Below are 12,563 nucleotides of genomic sequence, written 5' to 3'. Positions count from 1 at the left end.
GCTATTATCAAGTCGTTTTATCCAATCTACTGCGCAATATCCAATTAAGCACAGGCTTAGGCAAATGATTGAGCGCCCGAGTAATATAACGCGTGGAGCGCGGAAATACTGCCAGCTCAATATTTTTATCAATGGCTTGCATAACATGCTTCACCGCCGTTTGCGTATTTATTATGAATGGCTTATGACTGGCATCGCCGTCATTCAAATCGCGTAATGCTTGAGTATCGATATAGCCTGAGGCGATGCAGTTGACTTGGATGTGATACGGCGCAAGTGCCGCTCGATAAGCGCTTGCAGTCGCAATCATCGCGCGTTTGCTTTTGGCATAAAGGCTGGCATAAGGATAATCCATAGTACCGGCGATAGAAGCGATACAAATCAGGCTGAGTTTGTTGCTTTTATTAAAATCCACTGAATAACTTTGCTGTTTTAATTGCTCACTTGCCCACCTAAAAACTTGCTCGAACGCTTGCAGATTAATCGCTAGCATTTTATCGCTGTCAGCTTGACTCAGATGATGAATACGCTCATTGGTGTAACTACCCGCGCTATAAATTACTCTTTGAAAACTAATATCTGACAAGTTATCTACCAACGTTTGTGTTTGCGCGCTATCGGTTAAATCACAGCAGTGAGTAGCAATATCAGGATACTGACTATTGATACGGGCTATCTTCTCTACGCTATGACCAACCACGCTCACTTGCCAGCCAAGCGCCTGATGATGCAGCGCCAACGCCAAGCCAAGTCCACTCGTACCGCCAAAGACGATAATATGCGATGGCTTATGAATTGAAGTCGACTGTGTGATGTTTTTCATTTTAGAGTTCATAGACCATGCTGCTGTATATAGTCAGCCGTACGCTGATAGCCATATTGCCATTGCGCCTGCATTTGCTGCACAAAGCCATCATAGTCACTGTGAATGAGTTCAACCGTCATTTGCTTTATATTAAAACGCTTTTGTACATGCTGTCCTGCCAACTGCTGACCATTATCTGCAAAGGGCAACCAATGGAGCTGATTCACTCGATGCTTGATTGCTGCAGAATCAGCGAGCGACAGTATTTCTGCTGACTCATAACCATGCACCTGTGCCAAACGCTCATTGGGATCAAAACCAAAAACGCGCTGAATCGCTGGTGCCGCCAGCCATGAATCATAACCTGCCTTGGTCTCTGCAAATACAGTCTTTCCTAACTGACACGCCAGCTCAATGGGCGTGAGATTAATCACCCCGCCTAAGCACCACCCCAAATCGTCTATAGGCGTTGGCGGTAGATAATACATATCTGCCATAGAAGCGCGAACCGCTGGATTGAATTCCCACTGCTTTACGACATTTACTGACTGATGGATACGCCCATCGGCAAACATGTGCGCAGGTGAGTTAAGCATTTGCTCAAAGTGCTCTGATACGGTTAAACGCGGTGGCGCAAATAACAATTCTTGCAGCTTAAACTCATCGTAAACAGAACTATCAGCAGTAGGCATTTGATTACTGGGTTGATTGGGCGCTTGATACAGTCGACTGGCGATAACGGCTATCTCTGGCGCGGTAGGATTAAACAAACTATTATTGTGCTTGGAAGAAAAATGAGACAATTCATCGAGCCATTGCCCTTCGTTATCTATCCGAAACATCGCTAAATGCTGCAACTCATCTAATAGTCGCTCATAGTTATCTGCTTGCTGCTGTTTTTGGTGGTTAGAAACCTGCCGTGACAAGCGCCAACGTTTAAGCGCCTGCATCATATAACGTATTTTTAAACGTCTATTGGCTTCGTCTGGCGTGACATGTCTGATTGCACTAATGACATGATACAACTCATGGCTGCACATGAGCGCCTGCAAATCCTTGGGATCAGGCGCTAAATTAACCAAATAAGCCGACAGACTACCACCGCAAGTGCCGACGATGATATCTGGCTTCAAATCATGAGCCACCAATGCAGCATAACTGCCCAAATAATAGGCGAAACGTGAACCGCCCCCTGAAAACAGTTGCACGCGCTCATAAGGCTTGGCATGCGTATTATTCATGATTGGTTGAGGTGACTTTAATTGCCAATGACACGGTAAAGATACCAAAACGATCGATACGCATAGCGACTTTCTTAAAGCCAGCATTCTCAACCAATTGATCCATTTCCGCTTGTGAGCGACAGCGCATCACCCAACTGCTACCGCGATGATTGTTTAAGGTTTTACTGATAAATTCCTGCTCAGGATGCCACGGCTGATTGGTATAAAGTAAATAACCATCAGCTTTTAAACTGTCATAAATACCTGATAACGCGGTAGCTGGTAACGTATTATCAGAAAATAACTCAAAGACCCCAGAAGCAATGGCGATATCAAATTTTTTATCGTCAAGGCCTTTAGTATTGTCACTTGCCTTCTGTAAATAAGAATAACTGGCAGAGTCAAACGCATCTTTTTGACAAGTAAGGACACGATCAGCAATCTCTAACTGCTCCGCCTTTGCCTGTAAGGCTTGGATATTATGCTGCTCGTAATCACGTAGCTCAGCGTGCAAGTTAGTAAAATCTGTCAGTAAATCAAAGGCATAAAAGCCATGTCCACTAGCGATATCGAGTAGTTTTGGTTGATATAGCTGAGCACTATTTTTAGTTTTATCTTCAATATCTGCCAGAGCTTCACGTGCCAGCTCCAATATATGCTCACGGCGGATACGAATCCCTTGCCAACCAATATTGCTCAAGTAAAACTTATCAACTGCCTGACCAAATTTATTTTGACCACTAGGCTGATTATAATAAACGTGATCGAGCGAATGCCCCGAATCAAAGCCATGCTCCAGTCCTGTAGCAATAGCATCGCTGACATGACCAAATTTTTGCATGGCAAATCGAGTAATGGCAAAGCTCGGATTAAAAGGCTTAATCGCTAAACGGTCAACCTTATCTTTACTGGCACTATTCATATGCGCCGCGCTTAAATCAGGCACCTTAACATCCGTACTGAATACCTGCTCAGCGAACTCGATACAATCTGCAAAGACGTCTGCCTTATTGGTCTCATGGAAGATTGCATGATAGCTATCTGGATATAACTGCCAGCGTTTATTGGTCGTATTAATCGCCTCATAAAAATCGCGCTCTGCCTGTTTATCGACCACGTAATCCTTACCCGCACATAATACAAACGTCGGTACATTAATAGCGCTAGCATCATCGAGCAAGCGTTGACCCGTTGCATGAGTATCGATGAGCAAGTCGGTCGAGATGCTATTAGATATCAGCGGGTCGGCATTATAAGCTTGCTGTGCGTCTTTATCATGAGTCAATACTTGCGCTTTGACGTAACTGCTCACGCGTGACATCAGTCCAAGCGCGCGAGCCACCTTTAACGATGGTATGGCAAATGGCATGTACAAGCGGATACTCAACGCTGGTGTACCCAATATCATTCCGCGAATGTTGGGTGCGTAATCATGTACCCATGCTGCGGCGAGTACTGCACCGATACTACTGGCGACGATTAAGGTATCCTCGATAGCAATGCCCGTTTGCCCGATAACCAATTGCACAAAACCATCTAAATCACGCTCAAGCTCGGTGACGCTTTCTGCATGATCCTTGATACCACCCGAGCGCCCATTACCGCGCGCATCCCAAGCAAATACTTGATAGCCCGCCATGGCAAACTGCTCCCCAAGTTCTGCTAAGCGTCCCGAATGCTCGTGACCACGATGTAACAGAATGACTTGACGCAGAGGCTGACTGGCTTGTTTGATACCCTCTAAAGGTGTCGTTAACCAATAGCGATAATATATTGCCGTGCCATCGTAAGCGTTATAGCAACTTTCACCGCTTATCAATTTGGAAGACGATAAATTGAGCGTATCACTAACCTGCTCCACTTTTTCATGACTATTGAGAGGGGTGGTCGGCATTATCTTAGGCTCCAAAAAGGAAGTTTTAATAGCAGAATTTGATAAAGAGGCATTTAATGAAGAAAAATTTGATAGAGGATAGCTTAATAAAGAATAATTTGATGAAACAGCATCGAAAAATAGCGTATTGGATTGACCAACATTCATTTGGTAACCAAGCGAAAAAATAGATTTGTACGATGGCTCTGGGATTAACTCAAGAGTTTCTGAGTAATTTGAACGAAGCGCGGGTGGTTTACGCATCAAGTATAAATCTGCCATATAACGCAGGCGATTCAAGCAGGTTTTTAGTAGCAGCGCCTCTGTCAGTATCAATAGTGGACCCACTTTAATATGCGATAGCATGATCGGCATTTTAGTCGCCATGAAAGCGCCAAGCAAACCCAGTAAAAAAGCACGATCGCTTTTGCCTAAAGGCCCTTGGTTTGCTCTAATGTCTAACATCGTATTACTGGTGATACCTAGTAACTCAGTGCTGATACTAAGCGCAATCAGTCCGATAATATGACGCTGATGGATTGATATACGGTTTGGTAAATTGACTGCCGACGCTTGCGCATTATCATTAGCAACATGCGGAGCTAAACTTGCGATAAGCGCCGTATCAGCCACGATATCACCCACTTCATTGAGCACTGCCCCAAGCCTTGAGGCTTGCTCATGCTCACGCGCCATCATGCCATCGATAGCATTGAGCGCCATACGCACAAACAGTGATGAAGGTAACAGCAACCATAATGCCTGCTGCTCAGTTGCGGGTTTGGCAATCATATAGGCCGTACCAAGGCTCAATAATACGGCTGACACCGTCACTTGATTTGCTGTCACCTTTTGCTCGACCAACACATCACTTATTGGACGCAGCTGATCTTGAAACTGAGACTTGAGCTGATATAGCGACATGAGGCAAGCCAAATATAGTAAGTCTATTAATGTAGCAACAAAAGTTGGTCAGGTAAATACTTAAGCGTTGTTAGCAGTCAAATTATCATGAATGAAATCCTGACTTACGGCTTAGTGATTCACGATTTTATCTTAACACTGAATATTTGGTCGTTAAACAGTCGGCTTTTACAAGGAATCTTAGCCGCTCATGTCAGTATTGATCGTTTCATGTGATACAATTTCCAGCTTCTTAAAAACGCCTTTGAAAATGCCGCGAGCCAATCACCATGCAAAGCCTAGTTACCCTTGTTCTGGTATTAATGCCAATGTTTATTGGCTTTGCCATTCCTTCTCATCCAACCATGACAAAGCTTGCTGATAAAGGCTTATCTTATCTGGTATTTATCATCTTAGCGCTGATTGGTATCGAGTTGTCACAAGTTGAAGGACTTGGCAGTCAGATAGGCGAAATTGCGCTATATGTGACCATATTATCGATTTTGACAATTGGCAGTGGTTTGTTTGCCCTGATGCTATTTGACCGACTGCGTCCATGGCATGCCAAAAAACCCAGCGTAAAATCTAAAGAACATCGCGTGAGTATCCGTGGTAGCCTCGCTCAAGTCGTTTGTGTGGTCATTGGTATGGTGATTGGTTATTTCTTACCAGACAATTATATGCCGCCTGAAAATACCATGACGGTGATGCTGATGATATTAATTTTGTTGGTCGGCATTGGCTTAAAAGGCTCAGGTATTACGCTAAAAGAAGTGCTGCTGAATAAGCGCGGCGTTGAGATGAGTGTCATCTTTACACTAGCTGTATTGGTTGGTGGCTTGATATTTGCGCTGATGTTCAGTGAGGTATCGTGGACCAAAGGCTTGGCACTGGCGTCAGGATTTGGTTGGTATTCGTTATCAGCGATTGTGATGACTGATGCTTATGGCGCGGTTTGGGGCAGTGTCGCGCTATTTAATGACTTGGTACGTGAGTTCTTTGCATTGATATTTATTCCCGTGTTTATGCGTAAATATCCATCAGCAGCCGTAGGACTTGGCGGCGCGACGAGCTTGGACTTTACCCTGCCAATCATTCAACAATCAGGTGGTCTAAAGGTCGTGCCATTGGCGATTAGTTTTGGCTTTATTATTAATATTGTCTCGCCAGTGCTGATGGTGGTATTTTCGGCGTTGAGGTAGTTTTATTACTTTCAAAAACTATTAAAGTCAAAATATCTGACAGCTTTTTCCATTACTATCATTGAAGTTTTCAATATTATTTTTGGTATCAATGAATACTGCATATAGGCGACGGTTGTACTGGTCCGTTTCTTCAGTATTAGAAGAAGCAACAGGTTGCTCTGCCCCATAACCATGAGTTTTAATGCGATTACAATTGACTTGATATTTAGAAATCAAAAAGTTTTTAAATCTTCCGGCACGATTGTTGGCAAGGGTTTGATAGCCCTTGCTTTCTTCGAGTGTACTTATATGAGCCTCAATAACTATCATTATATCTAAGCGCTTTTGCATTAGCGCACCTACTCTATCTAACTCTTCAAAATACTTGCTATCTATCTCACTACTATTTTCATCATAATAGACTCTAACTTCTCCTTTTATGAAATTCTTGTCAGTAATTTCTAATGAAGGTGGGCAGCCGTTCTCATCTATCATAACGTTTGAAGGTGTGTTTGGGCAATAATCCAATTTGTCCGAAACACCATCGCCATCTGAATCAGTCTCTGCTTGCATCGTCCTGATATTTTCATCTTTAGGTATCTTCTTAGACGGCGCAGTTGTAGTAGTTTGACAGCCAGCTAAAGCAATAGATGCTATTAATAATAAAACGCTATAAAGTCTCATCAGTAGACTTCCTCTATACAATTCAATACTACTTTAGCATTCGTAAAAAATTAATTAAGAAAAGTATAATCTAAGCCATCTCTAGATTTTTTTCCACCTGACACGCCTTATCATGCCACTGGATAAACTCATCAATATGAGAAGGTACTCCACTGCCACTTTCCCTAGCAACCTCTTTACCAATCATACTATCGACATAACGACAGGCGCGATAGTTTTTGGCATACTTATCATAATCAGCCATCCATTGTTTGCGCGCTTTTAACTCATCTTGACGTTGCTCAATGCTACTATCTATATCTGTGTTCTCGGAGCCAAACCAAAAGTCCTTAGCAGGGATATCTTTAGCCAACTTCTTATTTTCAACTTCACTCATACGCCACGGCTTGGCAGTAATCCGTGCTCGAAAGCACTGCTGCGCTTGACATAGACGCACATAATTGGTATCCGCATGGAAATACGCAAACCAATCTTCTACCACGTTATCACTTGGCACGATAGTATCGTGTGTGGCAATAATGCGAAATCCTGCTGGCGTTTGATATAAACGAAAGCGTTCGGTAGGATGATTGACAACACGTTTTTTGATCAAATCCGTCATATAGGGCAGTAACGAGGCGGCGTCATCAGCATATTTTTGCGCGCGAGTTTTGTCTTTTGCACTGGCTTGCTGCCACAAATAGACGGTCGCACCAATCATAACAGCCAATAACCACAACCATGATAGTCCTAGCCAAGCGATAACACTGGCAATAAGTATAAAGACAATAACAAAAAACCAAATTTTAATTTTGCTGGCGGGATTGCTTTGATTAACGAGAAAGGCAGGCATAAAACTATGATGAGTATAATCATCAGGATAGATATGACGCAATAAATCATCATTATCGACATCGATAATGGCAATATTATCGACGTTAGCGACTTGTGCGCCGTAACTGTTACGCGTAACGATAAGCTTCGTTACTGCTGCACTATTATTCGATAATTCATTTTCTGGAAAATCATGCTCATAAATAATCTTTTCACGAATAGGAATGCTATTGCCTTCGTTATACTCTTCCTCGCGCTCACGACGTAAGATATCTTCACCTGCCAGCCATCGCTCATGGGCGTCATCTACTCGCGCTTTAGCATGGGATAGCGCTTCCATTTGGCTGATATCTGACCAACCATAACGTTTGATAGTAGCTTGCTTGGAAGGTTTACTAGACGTTTCTAGCGATTCAAAGCGCTGTTTGTGTTGCGCCCAGTATTTGGGGATGAGCATGAGATTTGCCTTCGAGTAGTTATTTTTATCTTATGGTTATTTATTAATAAATGACAAAAACTAAAACTCGATACACCTGTTTGAGCCTAGGTCATTTTGATGATAATTAGCTTTGTAGTTTTTTAAATCAGTTACTAAGCTATAAACTCTACGATTCATAGATCTGCCTTCCTCGGTGTCAGAAGGTGCAATAGAACCTTTGATACCGCAATCGAGAGTAGTCAGACGACTAGGCTCAATTCTGTGATTTAAAATTAGGTAATTTTTGACAATGAGTGCTCTATTCTTAGCCAGTGAGTTTGATTGCAACATTGAGGTAGAAGCTTTACTGACCTCATCCTTCGAGACATGAGATTCAATTTTTATAGTAGCCGTATCATAGTTATTCATCTGTTCTGCTACTCTATCAAGCTCATCATGATACTGTGGCAATAATTCACTGCTGTCCTTGGTAAAAAAAGCACGATACTCCATCATTGGAGGCATACCAATAAGACTTGTAATCTCAGGACAACCTTTTTCGTCCACTACCACGTTCTCTGTGGTATTTGGGCATTGATCCAAATCATCAGGCACGCCGTCGCTATCTAAACTAACCGTTATATTTGGCATCTTAATAGTTTGGCTTGTTTGCTTAGACAAGTCAGCGGTTTGACATGCGGATAGCGTTAAGACGCTGATTAAAACAACAAGCATACTTCTCAATAGCGTATTCATAAATTATTTCTTCTAAAGCTGCTGACAGACTTCTTTATAATGCTTCAAAGAATGCTGCTCATCAGGGTAATTCCTAGAATATGCTTTATCAGCTTCTATTACCGCCCCAAAAACTCTTTGATTCAACAATGACATTTCAGCAGCATGCTTTTCAGTTTCAATATTAGCACCTTCATTATTAACACCAAGCTGAATTTTATCCCTGCAATCAAACGCCAAAATTTTATCAGTAACAATCCCTTGCTCTACTAAATAATCTTTGACTAATTTCACGCGATTACTCGCTAAGCGCCTATTATTAGGCGTGGCGTTAGTGGCTTTACGGTTTTCAGCTTCAGCTTTGGAGATATGGCCTGATAAAATGGTAACTAAATTAGGGTTGTTACGCGTTTTTTCAGCGACCTTTTGTACTTCAGTTAAATAAGCTTCGTTGGTTAGGGTAAGACTATCTGAGGTGAAATAGACTCTAATATCCATTACTAGTGACCCAATCAAATTGACCGCCACTGGACAACCATAGGGATCAACCTTGACCCCTTCAGCAGTGTTAGGACAGTTATCAATTTCATCGGGCACGCCGTCATTGTCTGTATCTGCAAGTGGCTCTATCAATACTTTAGGTGTGTTGTCTGCCTTTTTATCTATTGTATTATTTTTAGGGGTAGATTGGCAGGAGGCTAAAATAAAACTAGCTATTACGATGGCTATCGCCATCCATGACTGAGTCTTCATACGCCATCCTTAGTTTAGTTAATAACTTGATTCAAACCTTAAACCCCACTCGCCTGCTTGGCAAACAGTCTCATCAACGGCTTGATTTTACCAACGCGATACATACCTTCGCTACGAATTTGTTGAATAGGACGCATCTGTGCAAGTGACCCTGCAAATAGCCAGTTAAGCGCCGAGAAGCTGTGCATCATTAGGCTATTATGTGGACGGCGCAAACGCTCGTAGCTACGCAACGTTTGATTGCTGCCCCAACTGGTTCCACCACTACGTTCAAAATCATGTGCCAATTGCTCGCTTAAAGCCTGTACATCGAGCATGCCCAGATTCAACCCTTGACCCGCCAGTGGATGGACGCCATGCGCTGCATCACCGATCAAGACTAGGTTGTCCGCGACGTAGCTTTTCGCTTGTTGCGCGGTCAGTGGAAAGCTAGCGATTGACTCAATCTGAGTGATAGCACCTAGCTCATAGTTACTGGCAGCAGCCAATTTATCAGCAATGACGCGCGCGTCCTCCTCTATCAACGCCAATGCTTGATTGCGCGGCAATGTCCACACGATCGACTGCCAGTGTTGCGGCTTGGCTTTATCTGCATCAGTGATATCTGCTAACGGCAATAGTGCCAGCGTACCTGTGGGCAGCATCGCCTGACGGGCGGTTGCTTGATGCGGCTTTTCGGTGTGAATCGCACAGCAAATAGCGGTTTGATTATAATCGAGTGTATCCAGTCCAATCGCCGCTTGTTGGCGCACAAATGAGCCACGACCATCGGCACCAACCAGCAGCATCGCATCGATAGCAGTATGATTGTCTAGCGTCACCCGGTAACCTTGATCTGCACCTAACCAATCCATGTTTGTAACTTTTTGCCCCGCGATAATGGTTAGATAGTCACTGACATCATCTTCATACAGGCATTGCCATAACGCATGCTCAATGACAGCAGGCTCGACCATGCTACCGAGCATTTGCGGTAAATGATTGTTAGGATGATTATCGCCGCTATCGCCAAATAATAGCTCACCCATACCGTTTAGTTGCCATACCTGCATTTGCGAATAATCGGCTTTGCGCTCTGATGCTGCTATCTTTTGCCATGCGCCCACGCCTTTAAGTAAATTAATACTGGCAAGACTCAAGGCATAAACGCGCGCATCCCGCTTGCCAAGCACCTGTTGCCATTCTGAATCATCACGTGCAGGGCGAGCATCAATTAACGTCACGGGCATTTTTGCTTGCGCCAACTGTAAAGCAAGCGTTGCCCCAACAATACCGCTACCTATAATCAGCGTATGATTATTCTTCATAAGTTACTCCTACAGTTAAGTGCAATCGTATAGAACATTGGTCTAAACCGTTAATATACCGTAATATGGCAAACTAGGATTTTAATCCCATCGCGTAGTTAGCGACTAGTGGCTTAATATTTGGCAGTTTATCAAAGGCAACCAAGGCTACATTTCGCGCCAACTTGATGACTGGATTAGGATGGGTAAAACCATGTACCACGGCATCACAGAAGCGAATGACGCGTTTTTGATCGCTTAGCCGTGCTTTCTCATAGCGTTTTAACAGTTGCGTATCGCCGATGTCTTCGCCTTTTAGCACTTGCGCGCTCATCATTTGTGCCAGCACATGGGCATCGCGCATACAGAGGTTAAAACCTTGACCAGCGACAGGGTGCAAGGTATGAGCAGCATTGCCCATGATGACACAGCGACCCTCTACTTGCTTGTGTGCCAGCACACGTGTCAGTGGATAAGCGCCGCGGCGACCGGCAGCGACAAACGTGCCCGCACGCTCACCAAAGGCTTGCTGCAATGTCGCTAAGAAATGGGCATCGTCTGCTAAGTATTTATTTTCTTCCCCTTTTGGACAAACCCAAACCACAGAGCGTCTATAGCCTGTCTGATAGTCATCATTGCCATCACCGTTTGGATCTGTCAATGGCAACACCGCCAGTGGCCCTGCTGGGCTAAAACGCTCTATCGCCACATGTGCGTGTGGCTTGTCAGTTTCTACCACACCGACGATAGCCGTTTGCTGATAATCATAAGTCGTCGTGCCAATATTTAATAATTGGCGTACCGTCGAATCGCGACCATCACAAGCGACCAAAACGCTAGCTTGCAATTGCTGCTCATGTTCCTCTTCACCATAATAGTTAAAGCTGAGCGTCACCCCATCCGCTTGTTGGGTCACGGCGCTAACACTGGCATTATCGATCAAAGTGATTAATGGCTCTTGCTGCGCGGCTAATAAAAGCTTACGTCCGAGCCACGCATTTTCCATCACTTGTCCAAATGACTCGACCCGCTCTTCAGCTTTGTTTAATTGTGCACGCCCAAAGCTGCCTTGCTCACTAATCTGCACCGCATCGATACGACAAGCATGACTTTGCAACTCATCCCATAACCCAATCTCTTGATAAATCTGTACCGTACGACGTGACAGTGCTGTATTGCGGCTGTCTAAATAATGGCTGCGATTGCTGTCATCATTTGGACTGATGGTTGGGTAGCTATTTTTTTCTAATAACGTGCTAGCAATACCATGATGCGCTAGTAACAGTGCAAAGGACAATCCCACATGACCACCACCAGCGATGAGGACTTGCTGCTCAGTAGCTGCCTTTTTATCTTCAAACTTTTTTTTAGCATTCGATAAATTCACATCAGTATTTTGCATTATTATTCCTAATTTTCATGTCTATTTTACGCTGTTGGGCGCACGCACTATAAGCGATGAATAATCGCTAGAATTCTTTTAATTTTTTAGGGCGTATTGAACATTCATACACCGGCATAGCCTTAGTCGAATGCGTAATACGCCCTAACCTTCATCAGCTTTCATCATTTTATTCATATTTTAAACTCAGCGATAAAGCACTATGACATCACCCATAGATTACCACAAATCGCCTCCAACTCTGTCGCCTTAACAGTAGCCAAAACGTATAACTGAAACGCTTGATTTCGTCACGCTCTAAACGTTATTTGACATGCCGTAACCCGCTCAAAAGTAGACATAAAAATATCAATGTCGATAAGCGGTTGCAATCGTCGTACAAAAACAGTGGCATCTGTTCGACGTATGGCTTGAAATTTAAAATCTATCAACCATAATAAAGGCAAGACCGTTACTTATCATCACTCCTAAAACGAATAATAAT

10 protein-coding genes are annotated in these 12,563 nt (G+C 43.5%); 1 reads left to right on the top strand and 9 read right to left on the bottom strand.

The window, feature by feature from the left end; all coding sequences use genetic code 11:
- Positions 1 to 7: 7 nt before the first annotated feature.
- The 3 genes from JMY05_RS01270 to JMY05_RS01260 are packed head-to-tail and all read right to left on the bottom strand — an operon-like array spanning position 8 to position 4,825.
- Positions 8 to 823 (bottom strand): SDR family NAD(P)-dependent oxidoreductase, encoded by an 816-nt coding sequence (locus JMY05_RS01270; RefSeq protein ID WP_201613954.1) that lies wholly within the window; start codon positions 821 to 823, stop codon positions 8 to 10.
- An 8-nt stretch (positions 824 to 831) separates the two neighbouring features.
- Entirely contained in the window at positions 832 to 2,046 is a 1,215-nt protein-coding gene (locus tag JMY05_RS01265) for a patatin-like phospholipase family protein (RefSeq protein ID WP_201613952.1), read from the bottom strand.
- A complete protein-coding gene (locus JMY05_RS01260; RefSeq protein WP_201613950.1) occupies positions 2,039 to 4,825 on the bottom strand; it encodes an alpha/beta fold hydrolase in 2,787 nt (928 codons plus the stop codon). The genes JMY05_RS01265 and JMY05_RS01260 overlap by 8 nt, the downstream gene beginning before the upstream one ends.
- A gap of 269 nt (positions 4,826 to 5,094) precedes the next feature.
- Between JMY05_RS01260 and JMY05_RS01255 the strand changes: the two genes are divergently transcribed.
- Positions 5,095 to 6,006: a lysine exporter LysO family protein gene (locus tag JMY05_RS01255; RefSeq protein WP_045444775.1), complete on the top strand. Its 912-nt coding sequence runs from the start codon at positions 5,095 to 5,097 to the stop codon at positions 6,004 to 6,006.
- Positions 6,007 to 6,033: 27 nt separating this feature from the next.
- On the opposite strand, the gene JMY05_RS01250 is transcribed toward JMY05_RS01255, so the two are convergent.
- The 6 genes from JMY05_RS01250 to JMY05_RS01225 form a co-directional block, all read right to left on the bottom strand.
- Positions 6,034 to 6,672: an OmpA family protein gene (locus tag JMY05_RS01250; protein ID WP_201613948.1), complete on the bottom strand. Its 639-nt coding sequence runs from the start codon at positions 6,670 to 6,672 to the stop codon at positions 6,034 to 6,036.
- Between the two features lie 70 nt (positions 6,673 to 6,742).
- Positions 6,743 to 7,942 (bottom strand): hypothetical protein, encoded by a 1,200-nt coding sequence (locus JMY05_RS01245; protein ID WP_201613945.1) that lies wholly within the window; start codon positions 7,940 to 7,942, stop codon positions 6,743 to 6,745.
- A gap of 60 nt (positions 7,943 to 8,002) precedes the next feature.
- Positions 8,003 to 8,638 (bottom strand): OmpA family protein, encoded by a 636-nt coding sequence (locus JMY05_RS01240; RefSeq protein ID WP_227678065.1) that lies wholly within the window; start codon positions 8,636 to 8,638, stop codon positions 8,003 to 8,005.
- Between the two features lie 33 nt (positions 8,639 to 8,671).
- Positions 8,672 to 9,391, bottom strand: a complete 720-nt coding sequence (locus JMY05_RS01235) for an OmpA family protein (RefSeq protein WP_045444767.1) — start codon at positions 9,389 to 9,391, stop codon at positions 8,672 to 8,674.
- Between the two features lie 38 nt (positions 9,392 to 9,429).
- On the bottom strand, positions 9,430 to 10,698 hold the full coding sequence (locus JMY05_RS01230; RefSeq protein ID WP_201613943.1) for an FAD-dependent monooxygenase: 1,269 nt from the start codon (positions 10,696 to 10,698) through the stop codon (positions 9,430 to 9,432).
- 73 nt (positions 10,699 to 10,771) lie between these two features.
- Complete coding sequence (locus JMY05_RS01225) at positions 10,772 to 12,079, bottom strand: FAD-dependent monooxygenase (RefSeq protein WP_227678064.1); 1,308 nt, start codon at positions 12,077 to 12,079, stop codon at positions 10,772 to 10,774.
- Between the last annotated feature and the right edge of the window lie 484 nt (positions 12,080 to 12,563).

Source organism: Psychrobacter sp. JCM 18902 (assembly GCF_904846615.1).
Taxonomy (GTDB): domain Bacteria; phylum Pseudomonadota; class Gammaproteobacteria; order Pseudomonadales; family Moraxellaceae; genus Psychrobacter.
Note: the sequence above shows the minus strand (reverse complement) of the source record. Positions and strands in the feature narration are given on the sequence as shown.

Excerpts from the sequence above, each read along its gene's own strand:
- JMY05_RS01270 (WP_201613954.1), bottom strand. The coding sequence starts at position 823 with ATGAAAAACATCACACAGTCGACTTCAATTCATAAGCCATCGCATATT.
- JMY05_RS01265 (WP_201613952.1), bottom strand. The coding sequence starts at position 2,046 with ATGAATAATACGCATGCCAAGCCTTATGAGCGCGTGCAACTGTTTTCA.
- JMY05_RS01260 (WP_201613950.1), bottom strand. The coding sequence starts at position 4,825 with ATGTCGCTATATCAGCTCAAGTCTCAGTTTCAAGATCAGCTGCGTCCA.
- JMY05_RS01255 (WP_045444775.1), top strand. The coding sequence starts at position 5,095 with ATGCAAAGCCTAGTTACCCTTGTTCTGGTATTAATGCCAATGTTTATT.
- JMY05_RS01250 (WP_201613948.1), bottom strand. The coding sequence starts at position 6,672 with ATGAGACTTTATAGCGTTTTATTATTAATAGCATCTATTGCTTTAGCT.
- JMY05_RS01245 (WP_201613945.1), bottom strand. The coding sequence starts at position 7,942 with ATGCTCATCCCCAAATACTGGGCGCAACACAAACAGCGCTTTGAATCG.
- JMY05_RS01240 (WP_227678065.1), bottom strand. The coding sequence starts at position 8,638 with ATGCTTGTTGTTTTAATCAGCGTCTTAACGCTATCCGCATGTCAAACC.
- JMY05_RS01235 (WP_045444767.1), bottom strand. The coding sequence starts at position 9,391 with ATGAAGACTCAGTCATGGATGGCGATAGCCATCGTAATAGCTAGTTTT.
- JMY05_RS01230 (WP_201613943.1), bottom strand. The coding sequence starts at position 10,698 with ATGAAGAATAATCATACGCTGATTATAGGTAGCGGTATTGTTGGGGCA.
- JMY05_RS01225 (WP_227678064.1), bottom strand. The coding sequence starts at position 12,079 with ATGCAAAATACTGATGTGAATTTATCGAATGCTAAAAAAAAGTTTGAA.